Origin of the sequence: Acinetobacter populi (assembly GCF_002174125.1) — a bacterium.
Classification (GTDB): Bacteria; Pseudomonadota; Gammaproteobacteria; order Pseudomonadales; family Moraxellaceae; genus Acinetobacter; species Acinetobacter populi.
In genome coordinates, this window is sequence record NZ_NEXX01000001.1 from 1,067,382 (window position 1) to 1,084,987 (window position 17,606).

At 42.2% G+C, this 17,606-nt stretch carries 12 protein-coding genes; 3 read left to right on the plus strand and 9 right to left on the minus strand.

Translation table 11 applies throughout. The features are described from left to right. Positions 1–29 precede the first annotated feature (29 nt). From CAP51_RS04950 to CAP51_RS04965, 4 genes are all read right to left on the minus strand, one after another. Positions 30–1,418: a sensor histidine kinase gene (locus CAP51_RS04950; protein ID WP_087619615.1), complete on the minus strand. Its 1,389-nt coding sequence runs from the start codon at positions 1,416–1,418 to the stop codon at positions 30–32. Between the two features lie 83 nt (positions 1,419–1,501). Then, positions 1,502–2,158, minus strand: a complete 657-nt coding sequence (locus tag CAP51_RS04955; protein WP_087619616.1) for a response regulator transcription factor — start codon at positions 2,156–2,158, stop codon at positions 1,502–1,504. 83 nt (positions 2,159–2,241) lie between these two features. Next, a complete protein-coding gene (locus CAP51_RS04960) occupies positions 2,242–2,595 on the minus strand; it encodes a NirD/YgiW/YdeI family stress tolerance protein (RefSeq protein ID WP_425426758.1) in 354 nt (117 codons plus the stop codon). A 162-nt stretch (positions 2,596–2,757) separates the two neighbouring features. After that, positions 2,758–3,405 (minus strand): hypothetical protein, encoded by a 648-nt coding sequence (locus CAP51_RS04965; RefSeq protein ID WP_087619618.1) that lies wholly within the window; start codon positions 3,403–3,405, stop codon positions 2,758–2,760. A gap of 110 nt (positions 3,406–3,515) precedes the next feature. On the opposite strand from CAP51_RS04965, the gene CAP51_RS04970 reads away from it, so the two are divergent. Beyond that, entirely contained in the window at positions 3,516–4,514 is a 999-nt protein-coding gene (locus CAP51_RS04970) for an AraC family transcriptional regulator (protein ID WP_087619619.1), read from the plus strand. A 399-nt stretch (positions 4,515–4,913) separates the two neighbouring features. Continuing rightward, positions 4,914–6,245, plus strand: coding sequence for a flavin monoamine oxidase family protein (locus CAP51_RS04975; protein ID WP_087619620.1), 1,332 nt, complete (start codon positions 4,914–4,916; stop codon positions 6,243–6,245). Positions 6,246–6,302: 57 nt separating this feature from the next. Here CAP51_RS04975 and CAP51_RS04980 read toward each other — a convergent pair whose 3' ends face one another. Then, positions 6,303–6,563, minus strand: coding sequence for a metal/formaldehyde-sensitive transcriptional repressor (locus CAP51_RS04980; protein WP_087619621.1), 261 nt, complete (start codon positions 6,561–6,563; stop codon positions 6,303–6,305). A gap of 60 nt (positions 6,564–6,623) precedes the next feature. Here CAP51_RS04980 and dmeF point away from each other — a divergent pair, with 60 nt between their 5' ends. Continuing rightward, positions 6,624–7,577, plus strand: coding sequence for a CDF family Co(II)/Ni(II) efflux transporter DmeF (gene dmeF / locus CAP51_RS04985; protein ID WP_087619622.1), 954 nt, complete (start codon positions 6,624–6,626; stop codon positions 7,575–7,577). 397 nt (positions 7,578–7,974) lie between these two features. On the opposite strand, the gene rpoC is transcribed toward dmeF, so the two are convergent. The 4 genes from rpoC to rplJ all read right to left on the minus strand — a co-directional run bounded on the left by rpoC (position 7,975) and on the right by rplJ (position 17,599). Next, positions 7,975–12,168, minus strand: coding sequence for a DNA-directed RNA polymerase subunit beta' (rpoC, locus tag CAP51_RS04990; protein ID WP_087619623.1), 4,194 nt, complete (start codon positions 12,166–12,168; stop codon positions 7,975–7,977). A 90-nt stretch (positions 12,169–12,258) separates the two neighbouring features. Continuing rightward, on the minus strand, positions 12,259–16,347 hold the full coding sequence (gene rpoB, locus CAP51_RS04995) for a DNA-directed RNA polymerase subunit beta (RefSeq protein ID WP_087619624.1): 4,089 nt from the start codon (positions 16,345–16,347) through the stop codon (positions 12,259–12,261). Between the two features lie 325 nt (positions 16,348–16,672). After that, positions 16,673–17,041 (minus strand): 50S ribosomal protein L7/L12, encoded by a 369-nt coding sequence (gene rplL, locus CAP51_RS05000; RefSeq protein ID WP_087619625.1) that lies wholly within the window; start codon positions 17,039–17,041, stop codon positions 16,673–16,675. Between the two features lie 51 nt (positions 17,042–17,092). Continuing rightward, positions 17,093–17,599: a 50S ribosomal protein L10 gene (rplJ, locus tag CAP51_RS05005; protein ID WP_087619626.1), complete on the minus strand. Its 507-nt coding sequence runs from the start codon at positions 17,597–17,599 to the stop codon at positions 17,093–17,095. Positions 17,600–17,606: the final 7 nt, after the last annotated feature.

Sequence of the window (17,606 nt, forward strand, 5' to 3'; positions counted from 1 at the left end):
AGACTATGTGTACATGTCGTTCACATTTTTTAATCCGTATGCAGTGGTAAAGCCATTTGAACACCAAAACCCGTATTGTCCAATCCTTCAATAAACTGTAGCTTCCCGTGATGTAACGCTACAATATGTTGCACAATCGATAAGCCCAGTCCCGAACCCTGCTGTTCTGTTCCCAAGACCCGATAAAAGCGCTGTGTCAATCGTGCCAGTTGATCAGCATCGACACCACGACCATTATCCTGTATTTGAAAAATAATCTGGTCATGTTCAGATAAAACACTGAATTTAACTTTACCATTCACATGACTATATCGAATAGCATTGTCGAGTAAATTGCGTAGCGCAGTAAAACATAATTCACGATTGGCAATACAGATCAAATCGCTTGCTATTTGCCAGTCCTGAATTAATTCAATATTTTTCTGTTGTGCTGCTAACGCAATATTTTGCCAAACTTCCTGTAATAAGATGATAAGCGGAAATTCTTTACGAGGTAATGCCTGACTTTGCTGTGGATCGAGCCGAGCTAAAAATAATAAATTTTCCACCACTGCGGTACTGCGTTGTACATCCAGTTTTAACTGTTCCAGTTCCGGTTGTATCGGCGCAAGTAAGGTCTTATGCCGACGCTGCATCAATTGCAGTTTCATTTGAATTGCAGATAAGGGTGTACGTAGCTCATGTGCAGCATCAGCAGTAAAGCGCTGTTCAGCCTGTAAAGCCTGATCCAGACGCAGCAACAAGGCATTGATCGCTGCAATCATCGGCTGCAATTCTGTATATATTTCTGTGGGCTGTATTGGCGATAGATCCTGCACATTCTTTTGTGCAATCTGCTCACTAATACGGGTAAAGGTTTTTAAACCGCGTCGAATTGCCAGCCAGTTTCCGACAAGCAAGACCATCCATAATAGTAGCATCAACCAGCTAAAATGCCCGATGGCAGGCAACAAATGTTCATAACGCTGCTGCCAAGGTTGTGCGATCTGAACCTGAACCAGACTATCAGGACGTTTTTTGACGTAAACACGCCACCACTTACGATCATGATAAATATTATAGAACCTGTCATCTTCGGCATTGGCAATAAATACGGTTTCCGGCGCATCTTCACTTTTTTGCTGAACCTGTCCTTTGCCATCAATCCATTGATAGTCCAAATCCAGCTCTTCATTATATTCACCCAGATAATATTTCATCTGTGCATTGGCACTGTTTTGTTCTTCTAGCCATAATTTGCCATTTTCTTCTAAAATATCATCAAATAATTCATGCATATCATAGCCCACAACCCCGATCAAGATCACCAGACTGAGTAATCCCGTCAGAATACTGCTGATCAGGGTACTACTCATCAGGCGTTTTTGTAGTGACAAAACTTTGCCTGAATGTGGTGTTGAGGTCTTTGGCTTTGACATAGGTGATACTGATTTAATACTCTAAAGGTTGAGGTTTAATGTGGCGGATTAATTTGCTACGGTATTGGCTATTTAACTTAATCCTATGCATGTGCAGCCAATGTATAGCCTTGTCTGCGGATGGTACGAATAAAATCATTACCGATCTTTTTCCTTAAATTATAGACATAGACTTCAATGGCATTACTTTCGATTTCCTCACCCCAACCGTAAAGCTCATCTTCCAGTTGTTCTTTCGAAATGATATGTTCAGGATGACGCAATAATTTGTATAACACCACATATTCACGGGCAGTCAGATTGATCAGTTGATCATTTTGTTTAACTGTTTTGGCAATCGGATCTAGAGAGATATTCCCGAAACACAATTGTGGCTGTGCATTCTGCTTTCGAATCGCCGCACGGATCCGTGCCGATAACTCCTCCAGATCAAAAGGTTTGACCAGATAATCATCTGCCCCCAAATCCAGTCCTTCAACACGGTCCTTAATGCTATCGCGGGCTGTGATCATTAAGACCGGAATACCATTATTCTTTTGCCTAATCGCCGTTAAAATTTGATCTCCAGATAATTCAGGCAAACCACGATCCAGCAAAATACAAGCATATTCATGACTTTGTAATGCAGCTTCGGCATAAGAGCCTTTTTTTACCCAGTCCACGACATAGCCATCCATTTCCAACCATGACTGAATGGTGTCGCCAAGTGAAGCATCATCTTCTGCCAATAAAATACGCATAACGATTTTTCCCATACAAAAATACGCAGTTAATCAACTGCGTATCTAATTATCTATTCTTGCTTATGCTCATCATCACAAGATTAAAAACGAACTTCGTCCACATCGACTTCAACACGTTTGGTTGGTTTATAGTCTATATCGATTTCACCCAAAAGTGTGACAGTTTGCGTTGGAGAAAGAGCACGTCCGCCCCACAGTTCATCATCAATCTCGACTTTGATGGTGCCAGTACTGTCACGGAATTCATATTTTTCATCACCAAGACTTTTCACGACTTGGCCTTTCAATAATACTTTGCTGTCATCTTTGAGTTGGTGTGCTTGTTTTACACTGGTGACTGTGGTCGGTGTTAATGCCTGTTGATTGACTGGTGCAGCAGAAACTGTCGCTGTACCCATCATCAATGCGCTTGCAGCAAATAACGGTAATAACATATTTTTCATCATTCATCTCCTTCAAGATATTGTATCGTTGTTCAATGATGAGCATTAAAACACGTCAAGCTGAAGTGAAACTGAAGAACATAGCAAAGGAAATTACTGTTTTTAAGCCAAAGCTTTCCGTCCTATACAAGATAAGAGATTTTATATCTTCTGCTAACTTGCCAGCGTTTGTATTTTTCTCTCCGGATGCATCTCTGTTTCGATCACCTTGCTTTTTTGTTCTACATATTTTGCCGGAAAATATTGATTCACCCACTGTGTCAAAGCCTGAGCGACAGCCACTGGTAAGGCAATACCAAGCGGATTGTCTTCTCTGAGCTCGTCTGATGAAACCACACGTGTACCCATTACATAATCAAACCAGGGTTTGGTCACACACCAATTGGCATCCTGATTGGCATTCATGTGATGGTCATAATGCCAAGGTATTTTACGTTTTGCCCAGTCTGGCTCTAAATGCGCACGACGATGGATATAGTAATAATTAAATGCACTATACCATGCCGCAGCGACCATGCCTTTGGAAACAGGATAGAAAATCACACTGGCAGCAACCGCCACCACCGCAAGTGACCCAACTTCATTACGGGTACGCCAGTTAGAAAATCCCTGCACATAGCCATCGTCGGCAAAGTGCTGCTTGCGTACTTCACGGTGATGCTCCCAATGTGATTTCATGCTGCGTGGCACTGGACTATAACGTGGCTGCCCAGGCCGGTGCGTACCATGTAAAATATATTTATGGGCAACCCACTCAAATGCATTGGCAACCGCCAATCCAACAATAAAACCCTTAATCATGACATCTTCCTTTCTATGTTCATGCTATTGAATATAGACTGTGTTTTGTGATAAATATTGACCTGAAACACATCATTCATTGACAAAACACGACAAGGGCAATGCAAGGAATGCAAGCTACAACCCAACCTCCCGGCTCTGTATATGGTGGTTTGAGCGATTTGCTCCGAACTTTTTGCCAAGCAAGGCAAATTGCGATGCCGGAAAAATTGCAACAAATCCAAAATCTGGAACGCTTTGATTACAATCTATGGCGGGAAATACTGACAGAAATCGATAACCAATTACAGCAACCGGCTTTAGGTCTGGAAATTGCCCGCTATGTACAACTCAAACATCTCGGGGTACTGGGTTATCTGGCACAATCCTGCGTAAACCTGGGCGAGGCTCTTCAGCGCTATCACGATTTCCATCGGCTGGTGTATGACGGTAGCCCACTGATTATTCAAGCCGAATCCGATTACCTCAGCATCCGCTGGGATGTGCCCGAAATCTTCACAACGCAAATTACCAATGAAATTGCTATCGCCCTGATGAACCAATTTCTTTTACACTTCTTACATATTGATGATATCGAACTAAGTGAAGTCAGCTTTGTGCATACCGCACCCAAAAATGCCCATTACTATGCCCAATATTTCCGCTGTCAGGTGAAGTTTTCTCAACCTTTTGCCCAGATTAAAGTGCCAATCAGCTTACTTGGCAAACCAATCCGCCATGCCGATCAAACCTTACAGGAATTACTGACCCATCAAGCTCAAGCACTACTGGCAAAACTACCCAACTCATCAGAACTGGATGAACGATTACAACAAGCAATCTTAAAAGGCTTGCAAAAACATCGCTGTCAAATCGAAGAGATTGCCACACAACTCAATATGTCTATCCGTAAGTTGCAACGGCATCTACAACTGCAAAATACCACCTTCCAACAGCGTGTTCAGGCATTACGTTTGATGCTTGCCCAGCAATATTTAAAAGACCAGCACCTTAGCCTATTGGATATTGCGCTATTATTAGGATATTCCGAACAAAGTGCATTTCAACGTGCATTTAAACACTGGACTGGTCAAACACCACAAAACTGGCGATCTACACATCGCCAATAATGCATCACAGCTTGAATCATATTTTCATATGAAAATAAAGTGAAGTTGAAAATAGTCTATAAAAAAGAGGCTGAAAAGAAAAAGCCCCAACATCCTGTCGGGGCTTTTTTAAATACGGTTTTGTATCACGTCCTGTAATACCTGTGTATCCTTACACAATCAAGAAACGTCCTGTTTCGTAATAAACATATCTTAGTAAAAGCTAAGCACCTTGGTAAGAGGACAATACCATCAGTCCATGTAAGCTAAAACGTACAACACAGTATAAATATCGATCCATAGATCACTTCTCCCCATCCATTATTTACAGAGCAGGTCTTTATTTTTCACTCCGAATCAATCAATCTTACTTTAGCTACACAACAATTCCATCAGCTTTTTTGATTCCAGATGATAATTATGCAAAATAAAAACACTACGCTTCCTATTATCGTGATTGGTGCAGGTATTGCCGGACTCGCTTGTGCCAGAACCTTACATCAAGCAGGCAAACATGTATTGGTTGTCGAAGCGAATACCCGGATTGGCGGACGTATTCATTCGGTTTGTCAGGATAATAATATTTTTGATTTAGGTGCGTCATGGATTCATGGCATTCATAACAATCCTATTTGGGATATTGCCACCCAACATAACATTACGACGGCTGTTTTTAATTATGATGCTGCAAATTTTTATCATGAAAATGGCAAACCTTTTTCCACACAGGAAACCCAGACATTTACCACTGCAATACAATCGATTGAACAACAGCTTAGACAACTTCCATGTAATGATCAGAACACTGCACAAGATGCAATTCTTCATATTTTAGATGATTTTGATCCTGATCAATCTGATTTTAATACAGCACAATTGAAAAACTTATTACTTGCTTATTTTGAACATTTTGCCAATGATCCCTTTGCAACATCACTGGCCAACCTTTCTGCACACTATGCGCAATATGAGGGATATTTCTCCGGGGATGAGGTGATTTTTCCGCAAGGTTATCAGCAAATCATTGAGGTGTTAAATCAGGATATTCAGATTCAAACCCAGACCAATATCCAATCCATCACATTAAACAACGATCATATTCAGCTGCTAGATCAAAATGGACAAAAATACTATGCCAGTAAAGTGATTGTGACCGTGCCTTTGGGCATTTTAAAACATCAGCAGATTCGCTTTACTCCACTTTTGCCGGAAAATATACATCAGGCCATCGACAATATCGGGTTTGGTTCATTTAATAAAGTTTTTCTACAATTCGATAAAAGTTTGGTATTTAGACAAAAGCAACCCCATCATAGTGATTTTTATTTATACAAGAATAAATGGTTTAATTTACTGGATTTATCAGCAATTTATCAAAAACCAACCTATCTCATGCTATTTGGTGGAGAGCCTTCAGAATATATTGATCATGCCACAGATTCGGACGTCTGGCAGTTAATTTATGATAGTTTAAATGCCAATTTTACCGATATTCCGACCCAGCCCAAAAATATTCTGGTAACACGCTGGGGAGCAGATCCGTTTAGTCGTGGCTCATTTAGCTTTCCACGACCTCATCATCAGATCAAATGGGTACAGGCCTTACAACAGTTGATTGACCACCGCTTAGGTTTTGCAGGCGAGCACTGTAATGCACAATATGCCGGTACAATACATGGCGCCTATTTAAGCGGAATTGAGGCAGCCCAAAATATTTTGACAGCTCAACACCCAACAACATCAATATTCTAGATTTAAAGCGCTTCGCTGACAGCCCATATTTGAATGAAATATAATTTTGCATAGAAACTACTTATATTTTTTTAATAAGAGCAGAAAATCTTCTAGCTCTTTTTCATCATAATCTTCCGTCAAGACATGCGTTTTTAGATGTTCCTCTAGTAATTCATTCATTAAGCCCTGTACCGCGCCACGAACAGCAGCCACTTGTTGTAATACATCAATACACTCGGCTTCACCATCCAGAACAGTTTTATACATGGCATTCATCTGCCCTTGCAAACGGCTAATACGATTTAAAACTTTTCTATTTTTTTGTAAATGACTCATTGAATTATTTCCAGCAAAGTAAATATACTATATAGGGTATTTTAACATTGTATAATACAAATGAACACACCAGTAAAACCGCAGCATTCCCATCATTTTGATGAAGGTAATCCATTAGCCCAAAAAAAGATTCTGCTGGCAACCCTATTTACAGCCTTTATGATGATTGCAGAAATCTCAGGTGGATTCATTTTTAATTCCATGGCATTACTTGCCGATGGCTGGCATATGAGTTCGCATATGTTGGCTTTGGGTCTGGCATATATGGCCTATCGGGCTGCACGCCACTACCGTAATGATGAAAGATTTTGTTTTGGTACATGGAAAATTGAAATACTGGCAGGTTATAGCAGTGCCATTTTATTAATGGTCGTTGCAATCATGATGTGTTACAGCTCAGTTGAAAGATTATTTCATCCTGTAGAAATCCATTATAACGAAGCCATTTTTATTGCAATCATTGGTTTGGTGGTAAATTTAATTTGTGCATGGCTATTACATGATGATCACCATGGTCATTCTCATCATGATCATATACATCACAGCCATGCCCAGCATAAGCATACCCATCAAGAGCATCACCATCATCAGGATCTAAATCAAAAAGCTGCTTTTCTACATGTCATTGCCGATGCCACGACGTCAGTTCTTGCAATCATCGCTTTATTTGCTGCCAAATACTTTGGCTGGAATTTTTTGGATGCAGTACTGGGAATTGTCGGTGCACTACTGGTTTCAAAATGGGCTTGGGGTCTCATCATTCAAACCGGGAAAACACTCCTGGATGCAGAAATGACAGAGCCTGTTGTTGATGAAATACGGGAAGTTATCGCAGATCTGGACCGATCGATTGATATCGTTGATTTACATGTCTGGAAAGTGGGTAGAGGGAAATTTTCGTGTATTCTAGCTTTGGAGACAAGCGATACCTTATTAACGCCGCTTGTTGTAAAGCAAGCATTGTCGATACATGATGAAATTGTACATGCCAGTATAGAAATCAATCCCGTTTAATCCATATAAACAACAAAAAGCCCCAACTTCCTGTCGGGGCTTTTTGAAATTCTGCTTGCAGTATAACGTCCTGTCATACCTGTACGTCCATGTACAGCGTGTATCCTTACACTCAGCTCGAAACGTCCTGTTTCGTTATATGCTTATAATATGCAAAGATAAGGGACTCGATAAGTGGCAAAAGACGCAAGTATTTGTAAGCCAAAGCTTACACGAATGTATTAATTTTCGGCATCCATCGCAACTTTATGCGCCATGTGCCTAGATTGAGAGTATAACTAGAACTCGTTGAAAGATTTTACCGTATTCGGATAAGCAATGAACAATCCTGATCTGTGATTTTTCGATATAAAAAAAGAGCCCCGAAGGACTCTTTTTAACATCAATCAATTACAGCTTAGAACTGTTCTTCATTAAATGCTTGGCTGAGCGCCTGATCAACTTCACTAAAGTCGTTAACCAGCTCTTGCTCGGCAGCTTCCGCTTCCTGACGACGACGTTCCAAATGATACGCCAGACCAGTACCCGCAGGAATCAAACGACCCACAACCACGTTTTCTTTCAGACCACGTAGATCATCTTCTTTACCTGTTACAGCCGCTTCAGTTAACACACGTGTGGTTTCCTGGAACGATGCAGCAGAGATGAACGAGTCGGTAGACAATGAGGCTTTGGTAATACCCATCAATTGACGTTCAAATTTCGCAGGGAATTTGTTTTGCGCCAATACTGCCTGATTTTCCTGAACCACACGGATGTAATCCACTTGTTCACCTTTGATAAAGCTAGAATCACCACCGTCGGTAATTTCAACTTTACGCAACATCTGACGAACAATTACTTCAATGTGTTTATCGTTGATTTTTACCCCTTGTAAGCGGTAAACGTCCTGAACTTCATTCACGATATAGTTGGTTAATGCCACTTCGCCTTTTAAGCGCAGGATATCGTGTGGATTTTGTGGGCCATCGGCAACCACTTCACCACGCTCAACATGTTCACCTTCAAACATGTTGATTTGACGCCATTTTGGAATCAACTCTTCGTAAATTTCAGAACCATCATCAGGTGTAATCACCAAACGGTTTTTACCTTTGGTTTCCTTACCAAAACTTACCACACCTGACACTTCTGCCAGAATTGCGTATTCTTTTGGCTTACGTGCTTCGAACAAGTCGGCAACACGTGGCAAACCACCGGTAATATCACGGGTACGTGACGATTCTTGTGGTACACGACCAATGACATCACCCACACCAATGGTTTCACCATCACGTACAGTCACAATGGTATTTTGTGGCAGGAAGTAGAACTGTTCACTACCATCAGCCATATCCAATACCACGGCTGGACGTAAATCCTTACCAGAAGCAGGACGTGAAGTCACAGGTAAAATTTCAACAGTGGTCATACCTGTTGCATCATCAGTTTTTGATGTTGCAGTTACGCCATCGGCAATTTGTGAGAAGCGTGCTTTACCAGCAACTTCTGTTACCAACGGATGGGTGTGTGGATCCCATGTTGCAACAATACCACCGCCCTCTACTGGCTCACCATCCTTAATCAGAATGGAAGCACCATAAGGAACTTTATAACGTTCACGTTCACGGCCTAGATCATCAGCAATACCGATTTCACCAGAACGGGACGTAGTCACCAAATGCCCTTTGGCATGTTGTACTGTTTTGATATTGTGGAAACGTACAATACCTTTATTACGTACTTGAATGCTGTTGGCAGCAGATGTTCGGCTTGCAGCACCACCGACGTGGAAGGTACGCATGGTTAACTGTGTACCCGGCTCACCAATGGATTGCGCTGCCATAACACCAACAGATTCACCTGGATTCACCAAGTGACCACGCGCCAGATCACGACCATAACATTTCGCACAAACACCAAATGTTGATTCACAGTTAACAACTGAACGAACCTTGATTTCGTCGACACCCGCTTCTTCGATTTGCGCAGCGATGCGTTCATCGATAAATGTATTACGTGGGAAGATTACTTCATCAGTACCCAGACGTTTTACATCTTCAGCAATCACACGACCCAGTACACGATCTTTCAACGGTTCGATAACATCGCCACCTTGAATTAATGGTGTCATTACTAAGCCATCGAGTGTGCCACAATCCGGTTCGGTGATTACCAAATCCTGTGCCACATCAACCAGACGACGAGTCAGATAACCTGAGTTCGCAGTTTTTAATGCTGTATCGGCCAAACCTTTACGTGCACCGTGTGTTGAAATGAAGTACTGAAGTACAGTCAAACCTTCACGGAAGTTGGCTTTAATTGGCGTTTCAATGATCGAACCATCCGGTTTTGCCATCAAACCACGCATACCAGCCAGCTGACGAATCTGTGCCGCACTACCACGGGCACCAGAGTCAGACATCATATAGATGCTATTAAAGGATTTTTGTTTCTCATCTTCACCCTGTTTGTTTTTAACAGTAGTAAAAGACAAGTTATCCATCATCGCTTTGGCAACTTGATCGTTGGTACGTGCCCAGATATCGACCACTTTGTTATAACGTTCACCTGCGGTCACGAAACCTTGCTCAAACTGATGTTCGATTTCACGAACTTCTGCTTCTGCCTTGTTGATGATTTCTTCTTTGGTTGGTGGAATCAACATGTCTTCCATACCCACCGAAACACCCGAACGGGTTGCTTGGCGGAAACCAAGATACATCAACTGATCGGCAAAGATAACGGTATCTTTTAGACCCAGTTTACGATAACAAGTGTTGATCAATTTTGAGATGTTCTTTTTGGTCATCTCAAGGTTAATTGATTCAAAGCTTAAACCTGCTGGTACAACTTCCCAAAGCAAACAGCGACCTGGTGTAGTATCCACAATCAATGTTTCTTTGACACGTTCGCCATCTTCAGTGATTACAGTCTGGTGTACACGCACTTTTACACGTGCATGCATATTCACTTGACCAGTTGCCAAAGCACGGTTTACTTCGTGCGTATCGGCAAACACCATGCCTTCACCTTTGGCATTTACAGCATCACGAGTGATGTAGTAAAGACCCAAGACCACGTCCTGAGAAGGAACGATAATCGGCTCACCATTGGCAGGTGACAGGATGTTGTTGGTAGACATCATCAAGGCACGGGCTTCAAGCTGTGCTTCCAATGTCAACGGCACGTGTACCGCCATCTGGTCACCATCGAAGTCGGCGTTAAACGCAGCACAGACCAAAGGATGCAAACGAATTGCCTTACCTTCAATCAATACAGGTTCAAATGCTTGTAGACCCAAACGGTGAAGTGTTGGTGCACGGTTCAACATCACAGGATGCTGACGAATCACATTGGCTAAAACGTCCCAAACTTCTGGCGTTTCACGCTCAACCATTTTTTTGGCAGCTTTAATCGTGGTTGCCTGACCAGAGGCCTGTAATTTTGCAAAGATAAATGGTTTGAATAATTCAAGCGCCATTTTCTTCGGTAAACCACATTGATGTAAACGCAGTGTCGGACCAACGGTAATCACCGAACGACCAGAATAATCGACACGTTTACCCAGCAAGTTCTGACGGAAACGACCTTGTTTACCTTTGATCATATCAGCCAAAGATTTCAATGGACGTTTGTTTGAACCAGTAATGGCACGACCACGACGACCGTTGTCCAGCAAGGCATCTACAGATTCCTGTAACATACGTTTTTCGTTACGTACGATAATATCTGGTGCAGCCAAGTCCAAAAGACGTTTTAAACGGTTGTTACGGTTGATCACACGACGATACAAATCGTTTAGATCAGATGTCGCAAAACGACCACCTTCAAGCGGTACCAATGGACGTAAATCTGGTGGAAGTACTGGCAGTACATTCATCACCATCCATTCTGGCTTGTTGTTAGACTCTTTAAACGCTTCCATCAATTTCAGGCGTTTAGAGGCTTTTTTCAACTTAGTTTCAGAGGTCGTTTGTGGAATTTCTTCACGTAAACGAGAAATTTCTGCTTCCAAGTCGATATCTTTTAACAAATCCTGAACAGCTTCTGCACCCATTTTTGCGGCAAATTCATCGCCGTATTCTTCCAGTGCATTGAAGTATTCTTCATCAGTTAAAAGCTGATATTTTTCCAGCGTTGTCATGCCCGGATCGGTCACAACATAAGATTCAAAATACAATACGCGTTCGATATCACGTAGTGTCATATCCAGCAATAAACCGATACGGGATGGTAACGATTTCAAGAACCAAATATGTGCAACTGGGGAAGCAAGTTCAATATGCCCCATACGTTCACGACGTACTTTCGCAGTTGTGACCTCAACGCCACATTTTTCACAAATGACGCCTTTGTATTTCATACGCTTGTATTTACCACACAAGCATTCGTAATCTTTGACTGGTCCAAAAATTTTGGCACAGAATAAACCGTCACGTTCCGGTTTAAAGGTACGATAGTTAATCGTTTCAGGTTTTTTTACTTCGCCATGAGACCAGGATTTAATTACTTCTGGTGATGCTAAGCCAATACGGATACGATCGAACTCAAGTGGTGTATGACCATCAGAGTCCGTTTTTTTACGCATGATATCGAGCAAGTCTTTCAATTTTTTTCTCCGTGTGCCGAGAAGCTTTTAGGTTCCCGGCTGGGTCAAAACTGGTTATATCTGAAATAGTAATTGTGTTAGCCCGTAAGCTTATTCACCATTTTTCAGTTCAATGTTGATACCTAAAGAACGGATCTCTTTGGTCAATACGTTAAACGATTCTGGCATGCCAGGATCCATATAGTGATTACCATCTACGATATTCTTATAGATACGGGTACGACCTTCAACATCATCCGATTTCACGGTGAGCATTTCTTGTAACGTGTAGGCTGCACCATAAGCTTCAAGTGCCCAGACCTCCATCTCACCAAAACGCTGACCACCGAATTGAGCTTTACCACCCAATGGCTGTTGTGTAACCAGAGAGTATGAACCGGTAGAACGCGCATGCATCTTATCATCAACCAAGTGGTTGAGTTTCAGCATGTACATATAACCTACAGTGACAGGACGGTCAAACTTCTCACCAGTACGTCCGTCAAACAAGGTTTGCTGACCAGTACGTGGTAACTCGGCAAGTTCAAGTAACTCTTTGATCTGTGATTCTTCTGCACCATCAAATACTGGGGTTGCCAATGGCACACCACCACGCAAGTTACCTGCAAGCTTCAGAACTTCTTCATCAGATAAACTATCCAGTTCTTCTTGCTCGCCACCTACTTTGTTGTAGATTTTGTCCATGAAATCACGCAGTTCGGCAATGGTACGTTGTTGTTGCAGCATCTTATCGATCTGCTCACCCAAACCTTTTGCTGCCAAACCTAAATGCGTTTCAAGAATCTGTCCCACGTTCATACGTGATGGTACACCCAGTGGGTTCAACACCACATCAACTGGCACACCATTGGCATCATGTGGCATATCTTCTACAGGTAGGATGTTGGAGACAACACCTTTGTTCCCGTGACGACCCGCCATTTTATCACCCGGCTGGATACGACGTTTAACGGCCAGATAAACTTTCACAACTTTCAATACGCCATGTGTTAATTCATCGCCAGTTGAAAGTTTGCGTTTTTTCTCGGCAAATTTTTCGTCGATTTCCTGACTTTTCTCTTGTAAGAACACCAAGATTTGTGACAAACGCTCAGCAATGGCTTCATCACTTGGCTGAATTTCTTTTAAGTCAACAAAATCTAGACCTGCAAGGAAATCCGCAGTTAATTTATCACCACGTTTCGTCGTACCGCCACCATTAGAGGTTTGGCCTGTCAATAAACGGATCATACGTTCACGAGATGCTTCTTCAAAGATTTTGAATTCTTCTTTCAAATCTTTACGGTAAGCATCAAGCTGCGCTTTTTCGATCGCTAGAGCACGCTCATCTTTTTCCACGCCATCACGGGTAAACACTTGAACGTCAATTACTGTCCCTTTGGTACCTGATGGTACACGTAAAGAGGAGTCTTTCACGTCTGCTGCTTTTTCACCAAAAATGGCACGTAACAGTTTTTCTTCAGGCGTCAGTTGAGTTTCACCTTTTGGTGTCACTTTACCCACCAGAATATCACCCGCAGTCACTTCTGCACCGATGTACACGATACCGGATTCATCAAGTTTTGATAATGCAGCTTCACCCACATTCGGGATATCGGCAGTAATCTCTTCCTGACCCAGTTTGGTATCACGCGCAACACATGACAATTCCTGAATATGAATGGAGGTTAAGCGATCTTCCTGAAGCACACGTTCGGATAAAAGAATCGAGTCTTCGTAGTTAAAACCGTTCCAAGTCATAAATGCAACACGCATGTTTTGACCCAGTGCCAATTCACCCATATCTGTTGATGGACCATCGGCAAGAATATCACCACGCGCAACCACATCACCCTGATTCACGATGATGTTCTGGTTAATACAGGTATTCTGGTTAGAACGGGTGTATTTGATCAGGTTATAGATATCTACACCAGCTTCACCAGCAATCATCTCGTCTTCGTTGACACGAATTACGATACGGGATGCATCCACATAGTCAATGCGACCACCACGACCAGCAACCACACACACACCAGAGTCACGCGCTACGTGACGTTCCATACCTGTTCCGACCAATGGTTTGTCAGCACGTAAAGTTGGTACAGCCTGACGTTGCATGTTGGAACCCATCAAGGCACGGTTCGCATCATCGTGTTCAAGGAACGGAATCAGCGATGCTGCAACAGAAACTACCTGTTGTGGTGAAACGTCCATATGCGTCACTTTTTCTGGCGGCATACGTACAAATTCACCTTGATGACGGACGGAAACCACTTCTTCAGTTAAGTTGCCTTCGCTATCTACAGCAGAGTCGGCCTGTGCAATCACAGTACCCACTTCTTCAATCGCAGACAGATATTCGATGTCATCTGTTACACGGCCATCAACCACACGGCGATACGGTGTTTCTAGGAAACCAAAGTCATTGGTTTTGGCATACACAGAAAGTGAGTTGATCAAACCAATGTTTGGACCTTCCGGTGTTTCAATTGGACAAACACGACCATAATGCGTTTGATGTACGTCACGTACCTCAAAGCCTGCACGTTCACGCGTCAAACCACCTGGCCCCAATGCTGATACACGACGTTTATGCGTGATTTCAGACAACGGGTTGTTCTGATCCATAAACTGTGACAACTGGCTAGAACCAAAGAATTCCTTGATTGCCGCTGCAACAGGTTTGGCATTGATCAAATCTTGTGGAGAAAGATTGTCTGTTTCTGCCTGACTTAAACGCTCTTTTACAGCACGTTCTACACGAACCAAGCCCACACGGAATTGGTTTTCAGTCATTTCACCAACAGAACGTACGCGACGGTTACCCAAGTGATCGATATCGTCGACTTCACCTTTACCGTTACGAATTTCAACTAAAGTACGCAGTACATCAATGATGTCATCATTGGACAGAATACCTTCAACCTGACGTGTCTTATGATCAGTTCCGACTTCATACGGACGACCCAAACGACGGTTGAACTTCATACGACCAACCGGTGACAAGTCATAACGCTCAGGACTAAAGAACAGGTTGTTAAACAAGTTCTCGGCAGCATCCTTGGTTGGTGGCTCACCTGGACGCATCACTTTATAGATTTCAACCAGTGCTTCGTCACGATCACGGGTTACATCTGCACGAACAGTATCTGCAACATATGAACCACGGTCGATGTCATTGGTGAACAGGATGTTAAACTGTTTGATGCCAGATTCAGCAATTTTCACCAGAATATCGTGTGAAATCACGGTATTGGCAGGTAAAATCTCACCATCTTTTAAGCTGATATCTTCTGCGGTAATACGTTCATATAAATATTCATCAGGTACAGGCAGCTTGCTTAAATTTGCAGCTTCCATTTGACGTACGTGACGCGCATTGATACGTTTACCTTGTTCTACAATAACTTTACCTGCACCATCGGTAATATCGAATTGAGCCATTTCGCCACGCAGACGTTCTGGAATCAAATCGATCTGATAAGTACCCATATCAATATAGACAGGAACTTTTTCATAGAACAAATCTAAAATTTGTACAGTGCTATAGTTCAATGCACGTAAAATGACAGATGCCAATAATTTACGACGACGGTCGATACGAACATAGACCAGATCTTTCGCATCAAATTCAAAATCCAACCATGAACCACGGTAAGGAATGATACGTGCCGAATACAGCACTTTACCGCTAGAATGCGTTTTACCTTTATCATGATCGAAGAATACACCAGGTGAACGGTGTAATTGCGATACAATTACCCGTTCTGTACCATTGATCACAAACGTACCGTTATCTGTCATCAGCGGCATTTCGCCCATGTAGACTTCTTGTTCACGTACGTCTTTGATAGCCTTGGTGTCACGATCACGTAAAATCAGACGAATTTTGACACGCATTGGCGCAGCATAAGTTGAACCACGCAGAATACATTCGCGCACATCAAATTCAGGCTTGCCAAGGGTGTACTCAACAAACTCTAAAGCCGCATTACCAGAATAGCTTTCAATTGGAAAAACCGAACGGAATGCTGATTGTAAACCTAAATCTTCCCGGTTTTTTGGTGATTTGCCATCTTGCAAAAATGCTCGATACGAGTCCACCTGAATGGCGAGCAAGTATGGAACATCCATAATATTGGGCAATTTACCAAAATTTTTGCGGATCCGTTTTTTTTCGGTATAAGAGTATGCCATTTGGATTCCTCGGACAGTAATCTAAGGTCGCCTGCAGAACGACGCTTAGCAAAAGTTATCGTATGGTCGATAATGACCGTCGCTTTTTTCAAAGCTGCAAAGACTAAAAGCAACAATAAAATGTTTAGCAATATTTTTTTACAAGAAAGTTTATAAGAAATTTCCTACAAAAACATTGCTAAACATTCATTTGCACATCTTTTTGTCGCAGCGTTCAATCTTCGCCAAAAAGCGAGCCGATTATTGTAACGCAAAAAGGCTGATGACCCAAGAGCCACCAGCCATTTTTTGGAGCCGATTATAAAAAAACCGACTCCCTAAGCAATTACTTAAGTGTAACTGTAGCACCAGCTGCTTCAAGTTTCTTCTTAAGCTCTTCACCTTCTTCTTTGCTCACGCCTTCTTTCAGAACTTGTGGTGCACCTTCAACTAAATCTTTCGCTTCTTTCAAGCCAAGACCAGTTGCTTCACGAACTGCTTTAATTACAGCAACTTTGTTCGCACCAAAGCTTGTCAATTCAACATTGAATTCTGTTTGCTCTTCAGCAGCAGCGGCAGCAGCAGGACCAGCAGCAACAGCAACAGCAGCAGCAGATACATTGAATTTTTCTTCGAATGCAGAAATTAATTCAACAAGTTCAAGAACAGTTTTTTCAGCAACTGCGTTTAAGATTTCTTCGTTAGTTAAAGCCATGAGAATAACTCCAAATGGATATTGAATGGTGTATGAATGATGTATTTAAGCTTAAGCAGCTTCTTGCTCGTTTTTCTCTTTGAGTGCTGTAACCAGACGACCCAATTTCGAAATAGGCGCTTGAAGAACACTGGCAAGCATGGTAAGTGCTTTCTCTTGGTTTGGAAGGTTAGCAATAACGCTGACTTCTGAACCTTGATACACTTTGCCATCAAATGCGGCAGCTTTTAATTCAAATGCTTTGTTTGTTTTTGCAAAATCTTCGAACAAGCGTGCAGCTGCACCCATGTCATCTTCAGACGTTGAAAAACCGAGAATTGTTGGACCAGTCAAGATATCGTTTAAGATGTCGAACTGAGTACCTTCAAGTGCACGTTTTGCCAAAGTGTTACGAACGATACGTAAGTACACATTGTTTTGACGCGCTTGCACACGAAGTTGAGTCAATTGTTCAACAGTTAAACCTTGATAGTCGGCAACAACAGTAGAGAAAGCTTTGCTTGCAGTTTCGCTTACTGCTGCAACGATTTCTTTTTTGTCCTCTAAACGTAGAGCCACTGTAAAA

What these genes read in the sequence shown, in the direction of transcription:
- CAP51_RS04950 (WP_087619615.1), bottom strand. Translation starts at nt 1,418, where the DNA reads ATGTCAAAGCCAAAGACCTCAACACCACATTCAGGCAAAGTTTTGTCA.
- CAP51_RS04955 (WP_087619616.1), bottom strand. Translation starts at nt 2,158, where the DNA reads ATGCGTATTTTATTGGCAGAAGATGATGCTTCACTTGGCGACACCATT.
- CAP51_RS04960 (WP_425426758.1), bottom strand. Translation starts at nt 2,595, where the DNA reads ATGTTATTACCGTTATTTGCTGCAAGCGCATTGATGATGGGTACAGCG.
- CAP51_RS04965 (WP_087619618.1), bottom strand. Translation starts at nt 3,405, where the DNA reads ATGATTAAGGGTTTTATTGTTGGATTGGCGGTTGCCAATGCATTTGAG.
- CAP51_RS04970 (WP_087619619.1), top strand. Translation starts at nt 3,516, where the DNA reads ATGCAAGCTACAACCCAACCTCCCGGCTCTGTATATGGTGGTTTGAGC.
- CAP51_RS04975 (WP_087619620.1), top strand. Translation starts at nt 4,914, where the DNA reads ATGCAAAATAAAAACACTACGCTTCCTATTATCGTGATTGGTGCAGGT.
- CAP51_RS04980 (WP_087619621.1), bottom strand. Translation starts at nt 6,563, where the DNA reads ATGAGTCATTTACAAAAAAATAGAAAAGTTTTAAATCGTATTAGCCGT.
- dmeF (WP_087619622.1), top strand. Translation starts at nt 6,624, where the DNA reads ATGAACACACCAGTAAAACCGCAGCATTCCCATCATTTTGATGAAGGT.
- rpoB (WP_087619624.1), bottom strand. Translation starts at nt 16,347, where the DNA reads ATGGCATACTCTTATACCGAAAAAAAACGGATCCGCAAAAATTTTGGT.
- rplL (WP_087619625.1), bottom strand. Translation starts at nt 17,041, where the DNA reads ATGGCTTTAACTAACGAAGAAATCTTAAACGCAGTTGCTGAAAAAACT.